Below are 23,161 nucleotides of genomic sequence, written 5' to 3' on the forward strand. Positions count from 1 at the left end.
GATCACGATCCCGACGGCGTGGCTCATTACAGGCCCACCTCGTAGTAACTCTCATCCTGGGCCGACGCCAGCAACGACGTCCCGTCCCAGCGATTCGAGAGGAACATCGTCATGAACACTCTGCCTGCCACTGTAGGGGACATCCACCAATAAGTCGTCGGCGTCGACACCCACGCCGCAACCCACTCCTACGCGATCATCGAAGTCCCGATCGGCGCTTTCATAGATCAGAACGTCTTCCCGATCAGCCCTGCAGAGCTGCGACGCGCCCGAGACTGGATCTCACGCCGAACCGAGGGAGATCTCGACGGTGTACTGATCGTTGTGGAAGGAACTGGCGCCTACGGAGCAGTTCTCAGCGACGTGTGGCAGCGAGCGGGGTACCGAGTCGTCGAGGCACCGACCCCGCGTCCTGACGACGTACGGTCACGCCCCTGACGTCGAGGGAGACGAAAGCGGGCACTAATGGGGCAGCGGGAGCGAGAGCCTCCTGCTGCACTCGTATGGCCTTCAGCGCATCTCGGGAACGGTGAAGGCTGGGAGCAGGGTTCCGATGATGAGGTCGGCGGCGTCCTTGAGCTCGATTCGGCCGGCGGTCACCTCTTCGGCGGCAGCGTTCATGGCCAAATGGGTGACGGCGAGCAGCCAGCTGACCGGAAGCTCTGCGCGGAACACCCCTTCACGCTGTCCGCGTTCGAAGAGACCCTGCATGCGCCCCTCGGCCACCTCATGCATCTCACGGATGCGCGCTGACGGCAGTTCGCGCTGTGCCACTACGAGCACAGAGCGGACGCGTTCCAGGAGAGACCAGCTCGACGTGATGAGGGCTTCGAGCGCTGCCACTGGGTCCCCGTCGAGGGGCACGTTCCCGAGGACGTCCTCGGCCTGCTCGAGGCTGTCCGCGAGGGTCGCATCGATCAGTGCCGCACGGTTGGCGAAGTGCCCGTACAGGGTCATGCGGCCCACGCCGGCTTCGGCGGCGATGTCGGCGACGGAAGCGTCCGGGTTCTTGCGCAGCGCGACCGGCGCGGCGGCGAGGATCTTCGCCCGGTTGCGCTGTGCGTCGGCACGCTGATTGACCCCCAGACCGCTCTTGCCGCGTTCACCTGCTGCGGTCGTGCCCTTGACGTTCGGCATCTTCCACCTCTAACTCGTACGGGAATGTATGGGTTACTCTATCGGTTGTAACCCGTACACCGATGTCTGAGTTTGGTGCCGTGGGGCCCCTCCCACGGGAACGCAGTCAAGGACGGAAGGGCCAGAGGCCATGAGAACGAAGAGGCATGAGACGAACGAGGTGCGTCATGTCTGAGTCAGATGCACCTGTGCCCCAGACGGGGGTGAAGCAGTGGTGGGGTCTTGCGGTACTCGTGATCCCCTCAACGCTGCTGTTCATGATGTTGACGATCCTGTTCCTCGCGGCCCCGAACATGGCCGCGGACCTGAGCCCGACGAGCGCACAGCTGCTATGGATCCTCGACATCTACGGGTTCGTGATGGCCGGGTTCCTCGTCGCGATGGGCGTCCTCGGCGACCGCGTCGGCAAGCGCCGGCTCATGGTGATTGGCGCCATCGTGTTCGGGATCGTCTCGATCGCCGCGGCGCTGACGACGAGCCCAGAGCTGATGATCCTCTGGCGAGCCGTTCTCGGGCTCGGAGGAGCCATGATGCTTCCCTCCACCCTCGGGCTGATCTTCGTGCTGTTCGCCGACCCGAAGGCCCGCGGCATCGCGGTCGGGGTGTGGGCCGGCGGCATCTCCGCAGGCGTGGCGCTTGGCCCCCTGCTCAGCGGGCTCCTGCTCGAGGCGTTCGGCTGGCAGTCGACCTTCCTGGTCGCCGTCCCGGTGATGGCGCTGGTCGCGATCGGTGCCCCGCTGCTACTGCCTGAGCACAAGGATCGTACTGCGAAGATCGACCTGTTCAGCGCACTACTTCTCGTCACTTCGCTACTCGGGATCATCTACAGCATCAAGCGCTTCGCTACCCAGGAGCCGGTCGGGCCATCGATCGGACTGCTGGTCGCCGGAGCGCTGATCGGTCTATGGTTCGTGATCCGGCAGCTGCGCGCCACACACCCTCTACTGGATGTGCGACTGTTCGCCAACCGCACCGTCAGCGGAGCGCTCACCGTTTTCCTCCTGTCGGCTGCGGCATTGGGAGGGGTGTACTCCCTGTTCACCCAGTACCTGCAACAAGTTCAGGGGCTCTCCCCGATGCAGGCGGGGCTGTCGATCATCCCCGCCGCGGCGGTCCTCATCGTCGTCTCCACCCTCTCCCCGATGCTGGCCCGGAAATTCCGTCCTGGCAACGTCATCGCGCTCGGCCTGCTCACGCAGGTCGTCGGGTACATCCTGTTCACGCAGCTGGACGCCATCACGGGCCTCGCACTCGTGATCGCGAGCTTCGTGATCACATACCCGGGGGTTGCACCCTCGATGGCACTGACGACGGAACTGGTCGTCAGCTCGGTCCCGCCGGAGAAGGCCGGCGGCGCCTCCGGCTTGGCGACCACCGTGAACGACTTGGGCATCTCCCTGGGGGTGGCGGTCATCGGCAGCATTGGCATCGCCACCTACCGCGGCCAGATCACCGACACCATGCCCGACGGCATGCCAGCAGAAGCAGCGGCCGCCGCGGAGTCCGGCATCGACGGAGCCCTCGCCATCGCGGAACAGTTACCCGACACGGTCGGCGCAGCTCTGACCACCGCGGCGCAACAAGCGTTCACCAGCGGGCTGAACACCGCCGGCATGGCTTCCGCCGTCATCGCCGCTCTCGCCGCACTCATTGCCGCTACACGGTTGCGCCATATCCGACCCACCGGCGAGTCCGCGTCCGAATCGAGGTCCGCCGAGGAATCCGTGCGGTGAGTGGAGCCGGCGAGCCGATGCCCGGCACTCACAGCCACATGCCTTGCGTGATACGGGGAGGGGGTATAGCCTCAATCCTGGATTGATACCCCATGGGGGTATACAAGATGAGAGGAGCACGGCCATGACGACGACGAACGAATTTCAGGTGACCGGGATGACCTGCGGGCATTGCGAGATGTCCGTCCGCGAGGAGGTCGGCGAGCTCTTCGGCGTGACCGACATCCAGGTGAGCGCCCAGACGGGCCGGCTCGTCGTCACCTCCGAGGAGCCCCTCGATGACGCACAGGTCCTCACCGCGCTCGAGGAGGCCGGCTACTCGGCGGTCAAGGCCCGATGAATGCCGCGGGACGACTGATCGCCTACGGCGCTGCGGTCGCAGTGACCTTCGGCGGCGCATTCGTCGCAGCCGGCGCCGTCGTCCCGGACCGGGTCGTCGAACGATGGTCAGCGCAGGCAGCCGACACATCGCACGACGATCCCGACCACGGTGGAGGCGCGGATACGCAGCCCGAGGCTGCACCGCAGAAGGGAGTATCGATGTCATCGCAGGGATACATGCTGTCCGAGGTCGCCGCTCCGCAGTCCGCTGAGCAGGCCGGAGAACTCGCCTACACGATCACCGGCCCCGACGGGAGCCCCGTCACGGAGTATCAGGAGGCCCACGAGAAGGAGATGCACCTGATCGTGGTCCGCACCGACGGCACCCAATACCGCCATGTACACCCGGAGCTGGACCCGTCCACCGGGAGCTGGTCCCTGCCCTGGCAGTGGGAGGAAGCCGGGACGTACAAGATCTATGCCGACTTCGCCCCCACCGGCGACGGCGAGGACACCCTGACGCTGTCGCGGACCGTTGACGTGGCCGGCGAACTCACGCCGGTCACCGACCGTCCCCTCTCCGCGAAGGACGAGGTCGACGGATTCGAAGTGACTCTGGACGGGGACCTGACTGCCGGGACCTCCAGCGACCTCACACTGAGCGTCACCCAGGACGGCGCCCCCGTGACCACCTTGGAGCCCTACCTCGGCGCCTTCGGCCACCTCGTTGCTCTGCGCGAGGGCGATATGGAGTACCTCCACGTCCACGCCGAGGGCGAGGACCCGGTACCCGGGGAGACCTCCGGCCCGGAGATCTCCTTCATGGCGGAGGCCCCCACGGCCGGCCGCTACTACCTCTACCTGGACTTCCAGATCGATGGCGAGGTGCACACCGCGCAGTTCGTCGTGCAAGCGGAGCAGGGCACCGAGAACGAGAGCGCCGATGCGCACCCGGATGGTCACTGACCCCATGGAGCCGGATCGACCGTCGCAACAGATCGGAAAGGACCTGCAGTGAACCCCGAAACACCGCTCATCGCGGAGGCGGGCATCGAGCTGGAAATCGGCGGCATGACGTGCGCATCCTGCGCGAACCGGATCGAGCGGAAACTCAACAAGCTCGACGGCATCACCGCGACCGTCAACTAAGCCACTGAGAAAGCCAAGGTGACGGCCCCGGAGGGCTACGATCCGCAGCTGCTCGTCAGTGAAGTCGAAAAGACCGGATACACCGCCGCACTACCCAAGCCCGCCACCCGCAAAGACTCAGCGAATACGCCTGGGGACGATCAGGAGAGCTCCGACCCGGAGCTGACCTCCCTGCGCCACCGGCTGATCGGTGCGGTCGTGCTGACCGTCCCGGTCATCGCGATGGCGATGATCCCCGCCATTCAGTTCCCCTACTGGCAGTGGCTCTCGCTGGCGCTCGCGGCCCCGGTCATCGTGTGGGGTGCCTGGCCGTTCCACAAGGCAGCCTGGACGAACCTCAAGCACGGCGCAGCCACGATGGACACGCTCATCTCGATGGGCACCTCCGCTGCCCTGCTGTGGTCCCTGTACGCACTGTTCTTCGGAACCGCCGGCACCCCAGGCATGACTCACCCCTTCGAGCTGACGATCGCGCCCTCCGACGGGGCAGCGAACATCTACCTCGAGGTCGGTGCGGGCGTCACGATGTTCATCCTGGCCGGCCGCTACTTCGAGAAGCGCTCCAAGCGCCAGGCCGGCGCCGCACTGCGCGCCCTGCTCGAGCTCGGCGCGAAAGAAGTCTCCGTGCTGCGCGGAGGCCAGGAGCAGAAGATCGCCATCGACGACCTCGTAGAGGGTGACGACTTCATCGTCCGCCCCGGCGAGAAGATCGCCACCGACGGCACCGTCGTCTCCGGCACCTCCGCGGTCGACGCCTCCATGCTCACCGGCGAGTCGGTCCCCGTCGAGGTGAGTGAGGGGGACGCCGTCACCGGCGCCACCGTCAACGCCGGCGGACGCCTCGTGGTCCGCGCAACCCGCATCGGCTCCGACACCCAGCTGGCCCAGATGGCCAAGCTCGTCGAGGACGCCCAGACCGGCAAGGCCGAGGTCCAACGCCTGGCCGACCGCATCTCGGGGATCTTCGTGCCGATCGTCATCCTGGTCGCCGCGCTGACCCTCGGCGCGTGGCTCGGCGCCGGGTTCCCCGTCACCACGGCCTTCACCGCCGCCGTCGCCGTTCTCGTGATCGCCTGCCCCTGCGCGCTTGGTCTGGCGACTCCGACCGCGCTGCTGGTGGGCACCGGCCGCGGAGCTCAGATGGGGGTGCTCATCAAGGGCCCCGAGGTGCTCGAGTCCACCCGTAAGGTCGACACCGTGGTGCTGGACAAGACCGGTACCGTCACCACCGGCAAGATGACCCTCACCGATGTCGTCACCGATGAAGGCACCGATCGCGCCGAGCTGCTGCGACTGGCCGGCGCCGTCGAGGACTCCTCCGAGCACCCGATCGCCCAAGCGATCGCCAAGGGCGCCACCCAGGAGGTCGGCGAACTCCCGACACTCTCGGACTTCACCAACCTCGAGGGCAAGGGTGTGCGCGGCACCGTCGAAGGACGGGCTGTCGTCGTCGGCCGCGAGAGCCTCCTCGCCGAGACGCAGATGGCCCTGAGCCGCGCGGTCGCTGCCGCCAAGGCGGACGCCGAAGAGCAGGGCAAGACCGTCGTCGCCATCGGCTGGGACGGAATCGCCCGGGGAATCCTGGTGGTCGCCGACACGGTCAAACCCACCAGCGCTGAGGCCGTCGCCGAGATGAAAGCGCTGGGGCTGACCCCGGTGCTGCTGACCGGTGACAACGAGGCCGTGGCCCGCCAGATCGCCGCCGAGGTCGGCATCGACGAGGTCATCGCCGAAGTCCTGCCGTCGGAGAAGGTCGATGTAGTCTCCCGCCTCCAGCGCGAGGGCCGCACCGTCGCAATGGTGGGCGACGGCGTCAACGACGCCCCCGCCCTCGCCCAGGCCGACCTGGGACTGGCGATGGGCACCGGCACCGACGTCGCGATCGAGGCCAGCGACATCACCCTGGTGCGTGGCGACCTCCGCAGCGCCGTCGATGCCATCCGCCTGTCCCGCAAGACGCTCTCGACCATCAAAACCAACCTGTTCTGGGCCTTCGCCTACAACACGGCCGCGATCCCGATCGCCGCGCTCGGCATGCTCAACCCCATGCTCGCCGGCGCCGCGATGGCCTTCTCCAGCGTCTTCGTCGTGGGCAACAGCCTGCGCCTGCGCGGCTTCACCTCCATCGCGAAGAACTGACCCCTCCCCGCACGAAACCCCTATGGAAGGAATCCCATGAACGACACGACCGACCAGAACTCCAGCTGCTGCGGCCACACCTCCCACTCCCCCGTGGAGTCCGAGGGGCGCCCGAACCTGATGGGCGCCACGGAGGACGACATGGCCACCTGTCCGGTGATGGAAGGCAGGCCCGTCGTCAAGAGCACCGCCGAGGCCGCGGGCTTGTTCCGTGACTACGAGGGCACCCGCTACTGGCTGTGCTGCGCCGGCTGCGGCCCCCTTTTCGACGCCGACCCACAGAAGTACGTCGCCGCCTGAGGACCACCGCTCAGCGGGAGGGGGCGCACTGTCAGGCAGTGCGCCCCCTCCCCCATATAGATCGGAGCTCGGCAATGCCCGACACGACACACGTTCTCGTCATCGGTGCAGGAGCTGCGGGGTCGGCCTCCATCCGGGAACTCGCCCAGCACGAAGAGATCACCACAACCGCGATCATCGATACGGAAACCACCCCGTATAACCGCACTCTGATCAACAAGGCTGTCGCCACCGGCCTCCTCGAACCCCATCACGCACATCTGCCAGCACTGCCCGCTCCACCAGTCCGGGATCGCGTCGAGGCGGTGGACCCCCAAGAGCAGACCGTTCACCTGCGCACTGGAGCCCGCGTGGACTATGACGCACTGATCGTCGCTACGGGAAGCGCGCCACGCGCCCTGCCTCCGAGTATTGCCAGCCCTGCCGCCCTGGAGAGCGGACGGGTGACGCATCTGCACTCCCTCGACGATGCGCTCCGTGTGCGGGCCGTCCTCGAGCGCACGCGCTCTCCACGGGTTCTCATCTACGGGGCCGGAATGATTGGAGCCGAGACCGCCGGGATCCTCCGCGACGCTGGATGCAGGGTCACGCTCGCTGCCTCTTCGCCCATCCCAGGGGCCACCGCCTTCGGCTCCCAGGTCGCAGGACAACTTTCCCAGGCACATCGGGTCACTGTCGACACGCACTTCGGTCACGCGCTGACGCGCCTTGAGCTCGTCGAGAGCGAGCTGCACGCCGAGTTCACCGACGGCCGTGACGTTGCCGCGGACCTGGCCATCACCGCCCTTGGAACGCGCCCACTCTCCCCCTCCCCCTGGGGTGGAGCGATCGCTGTCGATTCTCGGCTGCGCAGCCGTGACCACGAGAACGTCTACGCCGCAGGAGGCGTCGCGGTCCACGAGTCTGACGGCACGATCTGGCGCATCGATCATTGGAGCGACGCCGAGGCACAGGGCGCGCACGCCGCGCGCAGCGTCCTGGCCTCGCTCGGGCTCGCGGACACCCCCGGGCCCTACCGACCCCGCGCCCTCTACAGCGCACAGATCCACCAGCACCTCTACGTCGCTGCTGGACATACAGGCCGATTCGGGACGACGCGCGCCCTCTCTACCTCTCCCCTCGTCCTCACCCACGACCGAGCGGGCCGGCTCGTCGGAGTCAGTGGCTTGGACGCCGGCCCCGACGTGATGGCTCTCGTGCCGCGCCTCCACACCTCGATCACGCCGATGCTGACAGCGGAATCCAACCCCTCGACACATACCCCCTAGGGGTATATGGTCGGGTGCATGAACGCTGGCAACCACCCACACCGTCACGACCACGGAGAACCCGGCATGCAGCACTCTCATCCTTCCCCCACGCCTCATGGCGCCCACACCGGTATTGCTGAGCACGACGCACCCGACGCGCATCACGACCACGGAACTCACGGAGACCACGAGGACCACTCGGAACACGAGGGCCATTCAGGGCACGGGGGTCACGCCGGTCACGGGGACCACGTCGGGCAGTTCCGGCGGTTGTTCTGGATCAACCTGATCATCGCGGTCCCAGTTGTCGTGTTCTCGCCGATGTTCGCGATGCTGCTCGGGTACAGCGTTCCCGAGTTCCCCGGCGCTCTATGGATCGCCCCGGTTCTCGGCACCGTCATGTACGTCTGGGGCGGCCGCCCGTTCCTCACCGGTGCCGTCTCCGAGATCCGCTCTCGTCAGCCCGGGATGATGCTCCTGATCGGGCTCGCGATCACGGTCGCGTTCATCGCCTCTTGGGGTGCGACTCTCGGGATCCTCGACCACCAGCTGGAATTCTGGTGGGAGCTCGCCCTGCTGATCGTGATCATGCTGCTGGGCCACTGGGTCGAGATGCGCTCCCTCGCCCAGACCACCTCCGCGCTCGACTCTCTGGCCGCACTGCTGCCGGACATGGCAGAACGCATCGAAGGCGACGAGCTCGTGAGCATCTCGCCCAACGAGCTGCAGCGCGGCGACCTCATCCTCGTCCGCCCCGGCGCGAGCGTCCCGGCCGACGGCACGATCCGGGAAGGCCGCGCTGACGTGGACGAGTCCATGGTCACCGGCGAGTCCCGCCCAGTGACGCGCTCCACCGGAGACTCTGTCGTGGCTGGCACCGTCGCCACCGATTCCAGTCTCCGCATCGAAGTCACCGCCACGGGCGACGACACCGCCCTCGCCGGTATCCAGCGCCTGGTGACCGAAGCGCAGAACTCCTCGTCCCGGGCACAGCGCGTCGCGGATACCGCCGCGGCGTGGCTTTTCTGGTTCGCTCTCGGTGCCGCTGCGATCACCGCGATCACCTGGTCTCTGCTCGGCATGCCCGATGACGCCGTGGTGCGCACGGTGACGGTCCTGGTCATCGCCTGCCCCCATGCGCTGGGGCTCGCGATCCCGCTGGTCGTCTCGATCGCGACGGAGCGGGCTGCCCGCGGCGGTGTCCTGGTGAAGGACCGTCTGGCCCTGGAGGCCATGCGCACCGTTGACGCCGTCCTGTTCGACAAGACCGGCACCCTGACCAAGGGTGAGCCCGTCCTCGCCGAGATCATCACCCGCGGTGCGGACGAGACCGAGGTGCTGGCCCTGGCAGCTGCCGCCGAGGCGGAGAGCGAGCACCCGCTCGCCCGCGCCATCGTCGCCAAGGCACAGGCCGAGGGAGCCCAGATTCCTGCGGGCTCTGACGTCAGCTCCACCCCGGCACTGGGCGTGAGTGCCCAGGTCGATGGGCACGAGATCCGCGTGGGCGGTCCTCGACTGCTCGAGGAGACCGGAGTGAGCGAAGTCGACGAGGCTGAGGCCTGGCGCCAGGAGGGCGCGATCATCCTCCACGTCCTCCGCGACGACGAGGTGATCGGCGGTCTCAAGCTCACCGATGAGGTGCGCCCCGAATCTCGCGACGCCATCGATGCCCTGCACAGTTTGGGCGTCGAGGTCGTCATGATCACCGGCGACGCCGAGGCGGTCGCGAACAGCGTCGGCCGCGAGCTCGGCATCGACCGCGTCTTCGCCGGGGTGCGACCCGAGGACAAGTCCTCGAAGGTCGCCCAGCTCCAGAAAGAGGGCAAGAAGGTCGCGATGGTCGGAGACGGCGTCAACGACGCCCCTGCCCTCGCCCAGGCCGATGTCGGCATCGCCATCGGCGCCGGCACCGACGTCGCAATCGCTTCCGCCGGGGTCGTGCTCGCCAGCTCCGATCCACGCTCGGTGCTCTCGGTCATCGAGCTCTCCCGCGCCGCCTACCGAAAGATGAAGCAGAATCTCTGGTGGGCAGCCGGCTACAACCTGATCTCCGTGCCACTCGCGGCCGGAATCCTCGCCCCCATCGGATTGGTGCTGCCGATGTCCGTCGGAGCGATCCTCATGTCCCTGTCCACTATCGTCGTCGCACTCAACGCCCAGCTCTTGCGACGCCTCGACCTACGCCCGGAAGCGACCGTCGCGGCCGTCCGACTTCGCCACTGATCCCCCCCTCACCGAATGGAATCACCCATGAGCACTGCAACTGACCCCACCGAGGAACATGCCTGCCACAGCGGACCCCACGGCTACGTCCAGGACAAACCCCGCTACCTCAACCGCCTCAAGCGCATCGAAGGTCAAGCCCGTGGAATCTCTCGGATGGTCGATGAAGATGTCTACTGCATCGACATCCTCACCCAGATCTCCGCTCTGAACAGCGCGCTCGAGAACGTTGCACTGGGACTGCTCGACGACCACCTCCGTCACTGCGTCCTCGATGCCGCTCGCGAAAGCGGGGACGAGGCCGAGAAAAAGCTGAAGGAGGCTTCAGACGCAATACGGCGCCTCGTCAAGTCTTAAATTATTCCGCCACCACCGACAACCCATCGATCACCGGCACAGCCTTAGATTCGGCCAGGTTGCCCTCGGGCACCACTCACCGCCTTGAGGAACCCGGCAGCTTCATGAGAATTCGAGCAGGCAACCTCCTTGTCGGGCCGCAGTTCACGGCGTCGCACCCCTGACAGGTCGCGCGAGAACCTACACGCGGGTCGCGGTGTGGGCGCGCTTCCGCGACCGCGACACCGGCGGGGATCTCGTACACCTCGACATCCACCTCGACCACGTGATCACGCAGGCGAAGGTCAAGGGCGCCCAGCTCATCGCCGACCACCTGCGCCAGTTCCACCTCCTGCACCTGCCGGCGCTGGTCACCGGCGACTTCAACTCTGTCGCCGGGGACTCCTCCGCCTACACGGTGCTGGTCGAGGAGTTCGGCCTGCAGGACACCTGGCGGGAGGCGGCCGCGCGCACGACGCCCGGCTGGGGCACCTTCCCCCACTTCGGCGAGGTCGAGGTCTCCGACTTCCGCATCGACTGGATCCTCGCGAGCCCCGGCGTGGAAGTGCTCGAGGCGTCGATCAACGCGGCCCGGCCCGGCGGGGTGTTCCCGAGCGACCACCTGCCGGTGCAGGCGAGCGTGCGGGTGCCGCTGACGGAGAGCTGAGCGGGGCCCTCAGCTCCAGTCAGCGGTGCGCTCTTTCAGCTCCCGGTACGCGCCCAGCACCTCCGGCGTCGCGTCGGCCGTGACCACGCGCGAGCCGCTGATCTCCCAGGCCGGGGGCTCCTCCGTGCCGGCGAGCGCCCAGGCGGCCTGACGAGCGGCACCGAGCGCGACGAACTCCCCGTCGGGCGCGATCGTGACCTCGCGGCCGAAGATCGCGGGCGCGAGCTGCTGGACAGCGCGGGAGCGGGCGCCGCCGCCGATCAGGGTGATGCGGCGGGCGGCCGTGCCGGTGCGCTCCTCGAGGGAGGTGATGCCGTCGGCGAGGGAGCACAGCAGGGCCTCGACGTAGGCGCGGGCCACGTCCTCGCGGGTGGTGGAGGTGCTCATGCCGGTCAGGGTGGCGCGGGCGTGGGGGCGGTTCGGGGTGCGCTCCCCGTCGAAGTAGGGCAGCAGGGTCACGCCGTTCGCGCCGGGCTCGGAGGCGAGCGCCAGCTCGGCCATCTCGTCGTGGCTGACGCCGAGCAGGGCGCGGCCGGCCTCGAGGATGCGGGAGGCGTTGATGGTGGTGGTCATGGGAAGGAAGCGGCCGGTCGCATCGGCGAACCCGGTCACCGTCCCGCTGGCATCGCCGGGACGCGCATCGCTGACCATCGCGCACACGCCGGAGGTGCCGATCGAGACGGAGACGTCGCCGGGGCCCAGCGACAGGCCGAGCGCGGCGCCCATGTTGTCGCCGGTGCCGGCCGCGATCGCGGCCCCGCCGCGGCTCGCGGAGGTCGCAGCGGTGCGGGCCATGACCTCGTTGGGGGCCGAGGGCAGGCGCGGCAGCTCGAGGTTCTTCCCGAGCGCGGCCTCGACGAGCTCGGGCTTCCATGCCTCCTCGCGGGTGGAGTAGTAGCCGGTGCCGGAGGCGTCGCCGCGGTCGGTGAACGGGGCGGTGCCGGACTCGGCGAGGTGGAGGGAGACGAAGTCGTGCGGGAGCAGCACCTGCGCAGCACGTTGCGCGTTCTCGGGCTCCTCGTCGCGCACCCAGCGCAGCTTGGACGCGGTGAAGGAGGCGACCATGAGGCTGCCGATCTCCTCGACGCTCGCCTGCGGCCCGCCCATCTCATCGATCAGCGTGGTCGCGGCGTCGGCGGAGCGGGTGTCGTTCCACAGCAGCGCAGGCCGCACCACCTCGCCCGCCTCGTCGAGCAGCACCATGCCGTGCTGCTGGCCGCCGACGGCGAGCGCGTCGGCCCGCTCGAGCAGGGGGCCCGCCGCCTCGTCGACCGCCCGGAGCCAGGCGCGGGGGTCGACCTCGGTGCCGTCGGGATGGGTGGCGCGACGCTCCTCGAGCACCTGCCCGGTCTCGGCGTCGACGAGCAGCGCCTTCGTGGACTGGGTGGAGGAGTCGATGCCGAGGACGAGCGGGGCCATGAGGGGTCCTTTACGAGCGGGTCGGGACGGAAGAGCAGGTGGGGCGAGCCTGTCAGGCGGCCAGCGGGGCGCGGACGCGCACCGCGCACGAGGCCAGGGTACGGGCGAGGAGCGACCGGCCGCCCCCGGGAAGCCGGCCGCGGCCCGGGGGCAGTGCCGGACGATGCGCGGGCCCGGGCCTCTGCATCCGGTGGCGCTCAGCCCGCAGCCACCCGGCATTTGGCCGATGGCTGCGGGCTGAGCGCCCGTGGAAGACACGGGCCCGACGCAAGGCCCCCGCCGACCAGCCTCGGGCCGCGGGCCGGGATCCTCAGGCGCAGAAGCCGAGGAGGTGCTGCATGGCCAGCTGCTGCAGGCGCACGAAGCCGTAGTTCCGCTCGCCGGCCTTGTCGGCGTCGAAGTCCTCGAAGGTGGAGCGGTCCGCGAGGAGGTCCGCGAGGGTCTCGCCCTCGCCGAGGGTGGGCTGGGAGAGCTCCTCGATGCCGGAGTAGGCCATGGCCTCCTGCACCTCGGAGTCCTGACGGAACGCGATCGCGCGCCCCTTGAGCATCAGGTACATCTCCATGTTCGCCGCCGCAGAGTCGTACTGGCCCTGCTCGTGCTCGGTGCGGGAGGGCTTGAAGTCGAAGTGGCGAGCGCCCTCGTAGGCGCCGGGCTTCGAGGGGAAGCCGTTCTCGAGCAGGTCCACGGTGAAGAACGCGCTGATCAGGTCGCCGTGACCGAAGACGAGGTCCTGGTCGTACATCGGGCCGTGCTGGCCGTTGAGGTCGATGTGGAAGAGCTTGTCGCTCCACAGCGCCTGGGCGAGGCCGTGGGTGTAGTTCAGGGTCGCCATCTGCTCGTGGCCGGTCTCGGGGTTGATGCCCACGATGTCGCCGTGCTCGAGCTGCTCGATGAAGGCCAGCGCGTGGCCGACGGTGGGCAGGAAGATGTTGCCGCGGGGCTCGTTGGGCTTGGGCTCGAGGCCGATGCGCAGGTCGTAGCCCTTGTCCTTGATGTAGCCGGCCACGGTGTCGAGGCCCTCGCGGTAGCGCTCGAGCGCGGCGTGGAGATCCTTGGAGCCGTCGTACTCGGAGCCCTCGCGCCCGCCCCACATCACGAAGGTGCTCGCGCCGAGCTCGGCGGCGAGGTCGACGTTGGCGAGCACCTTGCGCAGGCCGAAGCGGCGCACGGAGCGGTCGTTGGAGGTGAAGGCGCCGTCCTTGAAGACGGGGTGGGCGAAGGTGTCGGTGGTGAGCATCTCGATCACCAGTCCGGTCTCCTCGGTGACCTTCTTGAGCTGGTCGATGATCCGCGAGCGCTCTTCGGGGGTGGCGTCGAAGGGGATCACGTCGTTGTCGTGGAAGGTGAAGCCCCAGGCGCCGAGATCTGCGAGGCGGCGGATGTGGGCGGTGAGCTCGAGCGGCGGGCGGGTGGCGGAGCCGAACTGGTCCTGGGCCTGCCAGCCCGTGGTCCACAGGCCGAAGGAGAACTTGTCGTCACGGGTGGGGGTGGGTGCGGTCATCGGGGTGCTCCTCGGTGGTGGTCGACGGCGTCGTCGGGGTGCTGCGCACGGCGGCGGTCCGCCATGGCGGGGGTGCACCCCTTCCCTTAGTAAGTTTCCGTTACTAATCTACGCATGGGAGGCTGTCCCGCACAACCCGGGGCGCCGACGAACCCCGAACGCCGACGACGACGAGCACGGACGAGCACGAGAGGACGGACCCGATGCAGTCCACCCACCTGCGCGAGCACAACCTCTCCGCCGTGCTGCGCGCCCTGCAGACCGCCCCCTCCCCCACCTCCCGCGCGGGCCTCGCGACGCTCACGCAGCTCACCAAGCCCACCGTCTCCAAGCTCGTCGAGGAGCTGATCGGCGCGGGCCTCGTGACCGAGGGCGAGCCGGTCGCGGCGGGCGCCGGGCGGCCGATGGTGCCGCTGCGACCCGCCTCCGGGACCCTGCTCGCGATCGGGCTCGAGATCGCCGCTGACCACATCTCCTGCCTCGGCATCGACCTCACCGGCGCCGAGCTCGCGCGCCGCACCACCTACCACCGCATCGCCGAGGGCACGGCCGAGGACGCCCTCGCGCTCGCGGCCCAGCTCGTCCACGAGGTGCGGGAGGAGGCGCCGGAGCTGCCGGTGGTCGGCGTGACCGCCGCGATCCCGGGCCGTCTCTCCCCCGAGGACGGCCGGATCCTCTCCGCCCCGGGCCTGGACTGGGCGGATGTCCCCGTGATCTCCCGACTGCATGAGCTGCTGGCGCCCGCGGCCTGGCCCGTCGGCGCCCAGAACGACAACCGCCTCTCGGTGCTCACCGAGATCGACCGCCGCCCCGGCGAGTCGTTCCTCTACGTGCGCGGCTCGACGGGCGTCGGCGGCGCGGTGGTGCTGGACGGCGCGGTGCTCGAGGGTGCGCACGGCTGGGCCGGCGAGTTCGGGCACACGATCGTCGCGCCCGACGGGCGGCAGTGCCGCTGCGGGCGGCGCGGCTGCCTCGAGGCCTACATCTCCTACCTCTCGCTGGTGCGCCAGGCCGGCCTCTCCGACGAGGTGCGAATCGAGGACCTCGTCGAGGAGCTCGCGCGCAGCTCGAGCCGTGCCGAGGTGATCGGGGTGATCGGCCGCTCGCTCGGCCTCGCGATCGCCAACGCCCTGAACGTGCTGGACCTGTCCACCGTGGTGCTCTCCGGCTATCTCGCGCCGATCGCGGAGGAGATCACCCCGGTGGTGCAGGAGACCGTGGACCGCCACGCCTTGGCCGCCGAGGCCGGGCCCGTCGCGATCGAGCGGGCCGACGCACTCGCGGACCCCGCACTGCACGGCGCGGCGCGCGCGGCGCTGCAGCCGGTGTTCGACGCGCCGGGAAGCTGGATCGAGAAAGAGCGCTGAGCCCGCGCCTCAGCCCTTCTCGGACCGCCCAGAATCCGGCCGCGCCGTCGTCCCCCGCACCACCAGGCGGGTGCGCAGCTCGAAGGGGTGGGCGAAGCGGCGCGGGTCGTCGAGCAGGGCGAGCAGCCGCTCGACCGCGACCTGCCCCATCTCGAACAGCGGCTGGCTGACGGCGGTGAGCTGAGGCTGGGTCCAGCGGGTGATCATCGTGTCGTCGAAGCCGATGATGCTGAGCTGCGCGGGGATCTCGAGCCCGTGGGCGCGGGCGGCGCGCATCGCGCCGTGGGCGAGGTTGTCGGAGGCCGCGAAGAGCGCCGTCGGCGGATCGGGCAATGCGAGCATCCGCGCCGTCCCCTTCTCGCCGAGCTCCGCGCTGAAGTCGCCGCCGTGGATCAGCTGCTCGTCGACCTCGATGCCCGCCGCGGCGAGCGCACTGCGGTAGCCCTCGGCGCGCTGGCGACCCGGGACGGAGCCGGCGGGACCGTTGAGCAGCCCGATCCGACGATGCCCGAGGTCGAGCAGGTGCTGGACGGCGCTGCGCCCGCCCTCCCAGTTGGTCGCGGAGACGGCGAGGAGCCCGTCGACCTCGTCCTCGCGCAGGATCGGGTCGATCACGATCAGCGGCAGGTTCAGGCTCCGGCTCCAGCGCACGTGGCGGGAGTCGATCGGGGTGGTGAGGGCGACGACGCCCTCGACCCCGTCGCCGGCGGCCTGCGCCATCCAGGCACGGGAGAGCCCCTGCTTCTCAGAGCTGATCACGAGCAGGTCCGCGCCGGCACCTCGCGCCGCGGCCTCCGCCCCGGCCAGGACTCCCATCACATAGGGGCTGTCGGGGACCTCGAGATGGAGGGCGATGCGGCGCCTGCCCTGCGCACGGCGCGGGCGCAGCGCGTAGCCGAGGGACTGCGCGACCTCGGCCACCCGTTCGGCGGTGGAGGCGCTGACCGTGCCGCGGCCGTTCATCGCCTTGGACGCCGTCGCGAGGGACACCCCCGCCGCGTCCGCCACCTGCGCGAGCGTGACCTGCCCGCGCGTCCTCCGTGTACTCGCCATGGCGCGCATCTTACCTCCACCACCGAAACTTTCTGCCGCTGCACCACCTCCGCCCGACAGCCCCTGCACCCGACGGCCGCCACCCCCACACCCGGGCCGGATGACGCGCCGCAGCCCGCCATGCCGCCCCGAAGATCACCGTCGTGACGTGCTTACCAGCAGGTCACAGGACCCCCATTCCGGCCAAGGTCTCGATCCGGCCACCCTGTTGACCCACCTCGCCGCCGTTGGTAAATTGCACTTACTTACCGGCGACGTCCACGAGATCGACGCCGAGCACGGCCCCGTCAACGTCGACACCAGGAGTAGGTCATGCGAAACATTTCACTCTCTCGTCGCGGTATGCTCGGCGCCACCGCCGGGCTCTCCGCCCTCACTCTCGGCGCCTGCGGCACCTCCGGACCCGGCGGCACCGGCGGAGGAGGCGGCGGCGCCGGCGCGAGCTACTGGTCCGTCTCCGGCGAGCCCAACGAGACCATCTACGGGGACTCCGTGACCGCCTTCAACGAGGGCGATGCGGGGCAGGTCGAGGTGACCTTCTTCCAGAACGACGCCTACAAGCAGAAGATCCGCACCGCGATCGGCGCGGGCGAGGCGCCGACGATCATCTACGGCTGGGGCGGCGGCGGCCTGCGCACCTACGCCGAGGAGTCCCAGGTCGAGGACGTCACCGCCTGGCTCGAGCAGGAGTCGGACTACAAGAGCCGCTTCGTGGAGTCCGTGTGGGACGCCGCGACCGTCGACGACAAGATCTACGCCCTCCCCCAGGGCGCGACCCAGCCGATCATCCTGTTCCAGAACACCAAGGTGCTGGGCGACATCGGCGCCGAGGCCCCGGAGACCTGGGAGCAGCTGCTGGACGTGATCGAGAAGGCGCACTCCGCGGGCGTCGCCCCGATCTCCCTGGCCGGCCAGTCCCGCTGGACCTCGATGATGTGGCTCGAGTACCTCCTGGACCGCATCGGCGGCCCGGACGTCTTCGCCCGCATCGCCGCCGGGGACTCCGAGGCGTGGCTGGACGACTCCGTGATCGCGATGGGCGAGAAGGTCAAGGAGCTGCTGGAGGTGAGCGCCTTCGTCGACGGCTTCGAGTCGATGGCCGCGGACTCCAACACCGACCAGGCCCTGATGTGGACCGACCAGGCCGCCCTCATGCTCCACGGCGGCTGGACCTTCGGCGGCATGAAGGCCAGCGGCGGCGACTTCGTCCCCTCGGGCCGGCTCGGCTACGGCCCCTTCCCCACCATCGACGGCGGCAAGGGCGAGCTGACGAACCTGGTGGGCAACCCCTGCAACTACCTCTCGATCTCCGCCGCCGCGAGCGACGAGGAGAAGGAGGTCGCCAAGGCCTTCCTGAAGGACGGCGCGATGAGCGACCAGGTCGCCGCCGACCTCATCGCCTCCGGCTCCGCCCCCGTCATCGTCGGCCAGGAGGAGGCGCTCGCCGCGAGCGAGGACGCCGACTACCTGCAGTGGGTCTACTCCTCGATCCAGGAGGCCCCTGCCTTCACGCAGTCGTGGGACCAGGCGCTCCAGCCCACCGAGGCGGAGACCCTGCTGGTGAACATCGAGCAGCTCTTCCTCGGCCAGGTCACCCCCGAGCAGTTCGCCGAGAACATGGCCGCCGGCAAGGGGGCCTGACCATGACGGCGCTCTCCCCCGCCTCGACTCAGCTCGCCGCCACCGGCGCGGGCACCGAGGCCGACGCGGCTCCCGCGCGGCGGGCCCCGTCGGCCGCCGGTGCTCGCCGCCCCTGCGACGAGAAGCTGCAGACCTCCCATGTGCTCTTCGCCCTGCCGGCGCTGGCGTTCTTCGCGGTGTTCGCGCTGCTGCCCCTGCTGGGCGTGGTGGTGCTGTCCTTCACCAGCTGGAACGGCATCGGCGCGATCGAGTTCACGGGCCTGACGAGCTGGACCGAGGCGCTCACGCGCCCCACCACCTGGCAGGGCCTGGGCCTGGTGCTCCTGCTCGTCGTCGCGACCTGGCTGCTGCAGACGCCGATGAGCATCCTGCTAGGCACCTTCCTCGCGGGTCAGCAGCGCTACCGCAATGTGCTCGCGGTGCTGTACTTCCTGCCGCTGCTGCTCTCCTCCGCGGCGATCGCGATCACCTTCAAGTCGCTGCTGGACCCGAACTTCGGACTCGCCAACGGCCTGGACATGCCGCTGCTCAAGCAGAACTGGCTGGGCGACCCGGTGCTGGTGTGGATCGTGCTGCTGTTCATCATCTCCTGGCAGTTCATCCCCTTCCACACCCTCATCTACCAGGGCGCGGTGCGGCAGATCCCGCAGTCGATGTACGAGGCGGCGCAGATCGACGGCGCCGGGCGGGTGCGGCAATTCTTCTCGATCACCCTGCCGCAGCTGAAGTTCACCCTCATCACCTCCTCGACGCTGATGGTGGTGGGAGCCCTGACCTACTTCGACATCATCTTCGTCCTCACCCAGGGCGGTCCGGGCATGGCCACCCGGATCCTGCCGCTGGACATGTACCTCACCGGCTTCCGCGGCAACGAGATGGGCGTGGCCAGCGCCCTGGCCGTGATGCTGGTGGTCATCGGGCTGGGCCTCGCGCTCGGCGTGCAGAGGCTCGGCGGCAAGGACGCCTCCGCGAGCCAGATGGAAGGAGCCTGACATGCGGCGCAACTGGATCGGCGGTGCCTTCGGCTGGCTGTGGCTCGTCGTCGTCCTGCTCCCGATCTACTTCGTGCTCATCACGAGCATCAAGTCGATCTCCACCTACTTCGGCTCGAACCCGGTGCTGCCCTCGCTGCCGGTCGCGGTCGAGAACGTCACGGCGGTGCTCGAGGCGGACTTCGTCCAGTACCTCGTCAACAGCGTCCTGGTCGCCGTCGGGACCGTCGTGCCGCTGGTGATCATGGCGTTCATGGCCTCGTACTCGATCGTGCGCGGCACGCGGCGGGTGTTCGGCCCGGTGCGGAGCCTGTTCCTGCTGGGGCTCGCGATCCCGGTGCAGGCCACCATCGTGCCGATCTACCTGATGATCACCTCGATGCGGATGTACGACTCGCTGGCCGCGCTGATGATCCCCGCGATCGCCTTCGGCCTGCCGCTGAGCATCCTGATTATCTCGAACTCCCTGCGCGATGTGCCGAGGGAGCTCTTCGAGGCGATGGACATCGACGGCTCCACCGAGTGGCAGAAGATGTGGCGCCTCGCCTTCCCGATCGTGCGCCCCGCGCTCGTGACGGTCGCGGTGTACCAGGCGCTGATGTCCTGGAACGGGTTCCTGTTCCCGCTGATCCTCACCCAGAGCCCGGACAAGCGCACCCTGCCGCTGGCACTGTGGAGCTTCCAGGGCGAGTACGCCACCAACGTCCCGGTCGTGATGGCCGCCGTGGTGCTGTCCTCGATCCCGATCGTGATCCTGTACGCCTTCGGCCGCCGCTACCTGGTCAGCGGCATGACCGCCGGCTCCGGCAAGTGACCCCCGACCCCGCTCGCGAACTGCAAGGAGACGTCCCCTCGTGACCTCGACGCCCACCCGCTCGACCCCCCTGAACGTCGGCCTGATCGGCTACGGCTTCATGGGCGCCGCCCACTCCCACGCCTGGCGCACCGCGCACCGCTTCTTCGACCTTCCGGCCTCCCCGGTGCTGCACACCATCGCGGGCCGCACCGAGTCCGCAGTCGCCGATGCCGCCGAGCAGTACGGCTTCGCCCGCCACACCACGCGCTGGCTGGACCTGATCGAGGACCCCGAGATCCATGTCATCGACATCTGCACCCCGGGCGACACCCACCACGAGATCGCGCTCGCGGCGCTCGCGGCGGGCAAGCACGTGCTGTGCGAGAAGCCGCTGGCGAACTCGGTCGCGGAGTCCGAGGAGATGGCACGCGCGGCAGCCGACGCCGCCACCCGCGGCATCCGCTCGATCTGCGGCTTCTCCTACCGCCGCACCCCGGCGCTCGCCTACGCCCGACAGCTGGTCGAGGAGGGCTTCGTCGGCGAGATCCGGCAGGTCCGCGCCCAGTACCTGCAGGACTGGCTCTCGGACGCCGACGCCCCGATGACCTGGCGGCTCGACAAGGACAAGGCCGGCTCAGGGGCGCTCGGGGACATCGGCGCGCACGTCATCGACCTGACCCAGTGGATCACCGGCACCCAGATCGAGCAGGTCTCCGGCACCCTCGCCACCGTCGTCCCCACCCGCCCCGCGGCCGGGACCGCGCAGGGCCTCGGCGGGAAGGGCGATGCCTCCGGCGAGCGCGGCCAGGTCACGGTCGACGACGTCGCCCTGTTCTCCGCCCGCTTCGCCGGCGGCGTGCTCGGCGCCTTCGAGGCGACCCGCATGGCGCAGGGCCGCAAGAACGCGATGCGCGTGGAGATCAACGGTGCGAAGGGCTCGGTCGCCTTCGACTTCGAGCGGATGAACGAGCTGGAGATCTACGACGCCACCGCCCCGGCGGGCCGCCAGGGATTCACCCGCGTGCTGACCACCGAGCCGGAGCACCCCTACGCCGCGGCCTGGTGGCCCACCGGACACGGCCTCGGCTACGAGCACACCTTCACCCACGAGATCGCCGACCTGGTCCGCGCCATCGGCGAGGGCACCGACCCCTCGCCGTCCTTCGCCGAGGCGCTGCACGTCCAGCGCGTCCTCGCCGCCGTCGAGGCCAGCGACGCCGACGGCTCGCGCTGGACCGCCGTCGGCCCCCAGCACCCCACCACCGAGGAGACCACCGCATGAGCACCGCCCCCACCCGAGTCGCCCTCGTCGTCCGCGGCGGCTGGGACGGCCACCAGCCCGTCGAGGCGACCGACATGTTCCTCCCCTTCCTCGAGGAGAACGGGTTCAGCGTCCGCATCGAGGAGTCGCCGGCGATCTACGCCGATGCCGAGTACATGGCCACGGTCGACCTGATCGTCCAGTGCAACACCATGAGCACCATCGAGCGGCCCCAGTTCGAGGGGCTGCGCGCGGCGATCGAGGCCGGCACCGGCATGGCCGGCTGGCACGGCGGGATCGCCGACAGCTACCGCAACGAGTCCGACTACCTCACCCTCATCGGCGGCCAGTTCGGCTGCCACCCCGGCAAGCACCCCGACGAGCGCCGGGGCGAGCAGGCCGACAACTACGTCCCCTACACCGTGAACCTGCTCCCGGAGGCCGCGGACCACCCGATCACCGCCGGGATCAGCGAATTCGACCTGGTCACCGAGCAGTACTGGGTGCTGGCCGACGACTACTGCGACGTCCTCGCCACCACCACCCAGAAGGTCCGCGACTGGGACCCGTGGCACCGCGAGATCACCTCCCCGGCGCTGTGGACGCGACTGTGGGGCAAGGGGCGGATCTTCGTGACCACCCCCGGGCACCGCGTCGAGGTGCTCGAGGACCCGAACGTCCGCACCATCGTCGAGCGAGGCCTGCTCTGGGCCGCGCGCGGCAGCGACATGCCCTACGGCGACCACGGCAGGACCCGAGCGAAGGAGGCGACCCGATGAAGATCGGCATGATCGGCTGCGGGGTCATCTCGCGCCAGTACCTGGAGAGCTTCGACCGCCTGCCCGACGTGCAGCTCGTCGCCGTCGCGGACCTCGACCGCGTCCGCGCGGAGGCCGCGGCCGAGGGGCGCGAGGGGGTGCGCGTGCTGAGCGTGGACGAGCTGATCGCCGACGCCGAGGTGGACACCGTCCTGAACCTCACCATCCCCGCCGCGCACGCCGAGGTGGACCTGCGCGCGATCGCCGCGGGCAAGAACGTCTACTCGGAGAAGCCCTTCGCGGTCACCACCGAGGAGGGTGCCCGCGTGCTGGAGGCCGCCGCGGCGGCGGGGGTCCTCACCGGCTCCGCCCCGGACACCGTGCTCGGGACCGGCACGCAGACCGCCCGCGCCGTGATCGACGACGGCGTGATCGGCATCCCGATCGCGGCGACCGCCACGATGGTCACCCCGGGCCACGAGCGCTGGCATCCGCAGCCGGACTTCTACTACGTCCCCGGTGGCGGCCCGCTGCTGGACATGGGCCCGTACTACATCCACGCCCTGGTCACCCTGCTCGGCCCGGTCGAGGCGGTGATCGGTGCGGCGAGCCGGCTGCGCACCGAGCGCACGATCGGCTCCGGTCCCCGCGAGGGCGAGACCCTCCCCGTCACCACGGACACGCACGTCACCGGGGTGCTGGTGCACGAGTCGGGGGTGCTGTCCACGCTGGTGATGAGCTTCGACGCGGTCGCGACCGCCGCGCACCCGATCGAGATCCACGGCACGGCCGGGTCCCTCGCCGTCCCGGACCCGAATCGCTTCGACGGGGACGTGCGCCTGCACCCGCTCGGCGGCGAGGGCTGGGAGACCCTGCCCGTCACCGGCGGGTTCGAGCAGGCCGGGCGCGGGATCGGACTGCAGGACATGGCCGTGCGCGGCGCGGACCTGCGGGCCTCCGGGGAGCTCGGCCAGCACGTGCTCGAGGTGATGAACGGGGTGCTCGAGGCCGCCGCGTCGGGCACGCGCGTCGAGATCACCAGCACCGTGGAGCGTCCGGCGGCGGTGCCGCTGACCGCGGCCGACGGCGCGGTGGTCGCCGGCTGACGACGGGCC

At 69.5% G+C, this 23,161-nt stretch carries 19 protein-coding genes and 1 pseudogene; 16 read left to right on the forward strand and 4 right to left on the reverse strand.

Translation table 11 applies throughout. The features are described from left to right. Window positions 1-510: 510 nt before the first annotated feature. Entirely contained in the window at window positions 511-1,137 is a 627-nt protein-coding gene (locus tag Y09_RS05075) for a TetR/AcrR family transcriptional regulator (protein ID WP_053916548.1), read from the reverse strand. Between the two features lie 257 nt (window positions 1,138-1,394). Between Y09_RS05075 and Y09_RS05080 the strand changes: the two genes are divergently transcribed. The 9 genes and pseudogenes from Y09_RS05080 (at window position 1,395) to Y09_RS05120 (ending at window position 11,255) form a co-directional block, all read left to right on the forward strand. Further along, on the forward strand, window positions 1,395-2,870 hold the full coding sequence (locus Y09_RS05080) for an MFS transporter (RefSeq protein WP_234695639.1): 1,476 nt from the start codon (window positions 1,395-1,397) through the stop codon (window positions 2,868-2,870). 124 nt (window positions 2,871-2,994) lie between these two features. After that, complete coding sequence (locus tag Y09_RS05085) at window positions 2,995-3,210, forward strand: heavy-metal-associated domain-containing protein (RefSeq protein WP_053916550.1); 216 nt, start codon at window positions 2,995-2,997, stop codon at window positions 3,208-3,210. A 200-nt stretch (window positions 3,211-3,410) separates the two neighbouring features. Next, window positions 3,411-4,157 (forward strand): hypothetical protein, encoded by a 747-nt coding sequence (locus tag Y09_RS05090; RefSeq protein ID WP_234695640.1) that lies wholly within the window; start codon window positions 3,411-3,413, stop codon window positions 4,155-4,157. Window positions 4,158-4,205: 48 nt separating this feature from the next. Beyond that, window positions 4,206-6,479, forward strand: a pseudogene (locus Y09_RS05095) (heavy metal translocating P-type ATPase). A gap of 36 nt (window positions 6,480-6,515) precedes the next feature. Continuing rightward, window positions 6,516-6,779 (forward strand): YHS domain-containing protein, encoded by a 264-nt coding sequence (locus Y09_RS05100; protein ID WP_053916552.1) that lies wholly within the window; start codon window positions 6,516-6,518, stop codon window positions 6,777-6,779. A gap of 74 nt (window positions 6,780-6,853) precedes the next feature. After that, complete coding sequence (locus Y09_RS05105; protein ID WP_082358640.1) at window positions 6,854-8,047, forward strand: FAD-dependent oxidoreductase; 1,194 nt, start codon at window positions 6,854-6,856, stop codon at window positions 8,045-8,047. Between the two features lie 18 nt (window positions 8,048-8,065). Beyond that, the gene (locus Y09_RS05110) at window positions 8,066-10,252 is read left to right on the forward strand and encodes a heavy metal translocating P-type ATPase (protein WP_148639532.1); all 2,187 of its coding nucleotides are present in this window, start codon (window positions 8,066-8,068) and stop codon (window positions 10,250-10,252) included. A gap of 27 nt (window positions 10,253-10,279) precedes the next feature. Beyond that, a complete protein-coding gene (locus Y09_RS05115) occupies window positions 10,280-10,609 on the forward strand; it encodes a metal-sensitive transcriptional regulator (protein ID WP_053916555.1) in 330 nt (109 codons plus the stop codon). A gap of 196 nt (window positions 10,610-10,805) precedes the next feature. Then, window positions 10,806-11,255, forward strand: coding sequence for an endonuclease/exonuclease/phosphatase family protein (locus tag Y09_RS05120; protein WP_053916556.1), 450 nt, complete (start codon window positions 10,806-10,808; stop codon window positions 11,253-11,255). A gap of 9 nt (window positions 11,256-11,264) precedes the next feature. On the opposite strand, the gene xylB is transcribed toward Y09_RS05120, so the two are convergent. Together xylB and xylA are read right to left on the reverse strand one after the other, a co-directional pair. Continuing rightward, the gene (gene xylB / locus Y09_RS05125) at window positions 11,265-12,674 is read right to left on the reverse strand and encodes a xylulokinase (protein WP_053916557.1); all 1,410 of its coding nucleotides are present in this window, start codon (window positions 12,672-12,674) and stop codon (window positions 11,265-11,267) included. A 310-nt stretch (window positions 12,675-12,984) separates the two neighbouring features. Next, complete coding sequence (gene xylA, locus Y09_RS05130; RefSeq protein ID WP_053916558.1) at window positions 12,985-14,178, reverse strand: xylose isomerase; 1,194 nt, start codon at window positions 14,176-14,178, stop codon at window positions 12,985-12,987. A 203-nt stretch (window positions 14,179-14,381) separates the two neighbouring features. Here xylA and Y09_RS05135 point away from each other — a divergent pair, with 203 nt between their 5' ends. Next, window positions 14,382-15,545 (forward strand): ROK family transcriptional regulator, encoded by a 1,164-nt coding sequence (locus Y09_RS05135; RefSeq protein ID WP_053916559.1) that lies wholly within the window; start codon window positions 14,382-14,384, stop codon window positions 15,543-15,545. A gap of 9 nt (window positions 15,546-15,554) precedes the next feature. On the opposite strand, the gene Y09_RS05140 is transcribed toward Y09_RS05135, so the two are convergent. Continuing rightward, a complete protein-coding gene (locus tag Y09_RS05140; protein WP_053916621.1) occupies window positions 15,555-16,598 on the reverse strand; it encodes a LacI family DNA-binding transcriptional regulator in 1,044 nt (347 codons plus the stop codon). 312 nt (window positions 16,599-16,910) lie between these two features. Here Y09_RS05140 and Y09_RS05145 point away from each other — a divergent pair, with 312 nt between their 5' ends. From Y09_RS05145 to Y09_RS05170, 6 genes are read left to right on the forward strand one after another with little or no spacing between them, the layout of a single operon-like run. Continuing rightward, window positions 16,911-18,239 carry an extracellular solute-binding protein gene (locus tag Y09_RS05145; protein WP_053916560.1) on the forward strand — a complete coding sequence of 443 codons (1,329 nt, stop codon included), beginning with the start codon at window positions 16,911-16,913 and terminating at the stop codon, window positions 18,237-18,239. A 2-nt stretch (window positions 18,240-18,241) separates the two neighbouring features. Further along, window positions 18,242-19,231 carry a carbohydrate ABC transporter permease gene (locus tag Y09_RS05150; protein WP_053916561.1) on the forward strand — a complete coding sequence of 330 codons (990 nt, stop codon included), beginning with the start codon at window positions 18,242-18,244 and terminating at the stop codon, window positions 19,229-19,231. 1 nt (window position 19,232) lies between these two features. Beyond that, complete coding sequence (locus Y09_RS05155) at window positions 19,233-20,045, forward strand: carbohydrate ABC transporter permease (protein WP_053916562.1); 813 nt, start codon at window positions 19,233-19,235, stop codon at window positions 20,043-20,045. Window positions 20,046-20,085: 40 nt separating this feature from the next. After that, window positions 20,086-21,309 carry a Gfo/Idh/MocA family protein gene (locus Y09_RS05160; RefSeq protein ID WP_082358641.1) on the forward strand — a complete coding sequence of 408 codons (1,224 nt, stop codon included), beginning with the start codon at window positions 20,086-20,088 and terminating at the stop codon, window positions 21,307-21,309. Further along, complete coding sequence (locus Y09_RS05165; protein WP_053916563.1) at window positions 21,306-22,067, forward strand: ThuA domain-containing protein; 762 nt, start codon at window positions 21,306-21,308, stop codon at window positions 22,065-22,067. Before Y09_RS05160 ends, Y09_RS05165 begins: the two co-directional genes overlap by 4 nt. Further along, window positions 22,064-23,152, forward strand: a complete 1,089-nt coding sequence (locus tag Y09_RS05170) for a Gfo/Idh/MocA family protein (protein WP_053916564.1) — start codon at window positions 22,064-22,066, stop codon at window positions 23,150-23,152. Before Y09_RS05165 ends, Y09_RS05170 begins: the two co-directional genes overlap by 4 nt. Window positions 23,153-23,161: the final 9 nt, after the last annotated feature.

This window comes from Brachybacterium sp. SW0106-09 (assembly GCF_001293905.1).
In the GTDB taxonomy this organism is placed as follows: domain Bacteria; phylum Actinomycetota; class Actinomycetes; order Actinomycetales; family Dermabacteraceae; genus Brachybacterium; species Brachybacterium conglomeratum.

Coding starts and splice junctions, on each gene's coding strand:
- Y09_RS05170 (WP_053916564.1), top strand. CDS start 22,064: ATGAAGATCGGCATGATCGGCTGCGGGGTCATCTCGCGCCAGTACCTG.
- Y09_RS05145 (WP_053916560.1), top strand. CDS start 16,911: ATGCGAAACATTTCACTCTCTCGTCGCGGTATGCTCGGCGCCACCGCC.
- Y09_RS05110 (WP_148639532.1), top strand. CDS start 8,066: ATGAACGCTGGCAACCACCCACACCGTCACGACCACGGAGAACCCGGC.
- Y09_RS05105 (WP_082358640.1), top strand. CDS start 6,854: ATGCCCGACACGACACACGTTCTCGTCATCGGTGCAGGAGCTGCGGGG.
- Y09_RS05075 (WP_053916548.1), bottom strand. CDS start 1,137: ATGCCGAACGTCAAGGGCACGACCGCAGCAGGTGAACGCGGCAAGAGC.
- Y09_RS05140 (WP_053916621.1), bottom strand. CDS start 16,598: ATGGCGAGTACACGGAGGACGCGCGGGCAGGTCACGCTCGCGCAGGTG.
- Y09_RS05100 (WP_053916552.1), top strand. CDS start 6,516: ATGAACGACACGACCGACCAGAACTCCAGCTGCTGCGGCCACACCTCC.
- Y09_RS05135 (WP_053916559.1), top strand. CDS start 14,382: ATGCAGTCCACCCACCTGCGCGAGCACAACCTCTCCGCCGTGCTGCGC.
- Y09_RS05165 (WP_053916563.1), top strand. CDS start 21,306: ATGAGCACCGCCCCCACCCGAGTCGCCCTCGTCGTCCGCGGCGGCTGG.
- Y09_RS05085 (WP_053916550.1), top strand. CDS start 2,995: ATGACGACGACGAACGAATTTCAGGTGACCGGGATGACCTGCGGGCAT.
- Y09_RS05115 (WP_053916555.1), top strand. CDS start 10,280: ATGAGCACTGCAACTGACCCCACCGAGGAACATGCCTGCCACAGCGGA.
- Y09_RS05080 (WP_234695639.1), top strand. CDS start 1,395: ATGATGTTGACGATCCTGTTCCTCGCGGCCCCGAACATGGCCGCGGAC.
- Y09_RS05155 (WP_053916562.1), top strand. CDS start 19,233: ATGCGGCGCAACTGGATCGGCGGTGCCTTCGGCTGGCTGTGGCTCGTC.
- Y09_RS05150 (WP_053916561.1), top strand. CDS start 18,242: ATGACGGCGCTCTCCCCCGCCTCGACTCAGCTCGCCGCCACCGGCGCG.
- xylA (WP_053916558.1), bottom strand. CDS start 14,178: ATGACCGCACCCACCCCCACCCGTGACGACAAGTTCTCCTTCGGCCTG.
- xylB (WP_053916557.1), bottom strand. CDS start 12,674: ATGGCCCCGCTCGTCCTCGGCATCGACTCCTCCACCCAGTCCACGAAG.
- Y09_RS05090 (WP_234695640.1), top strand. CDS start 3,411: ATGTCATCGCAGGGATACATGCTGTCCGAGGTCGCCGCTCCGCAGTCC.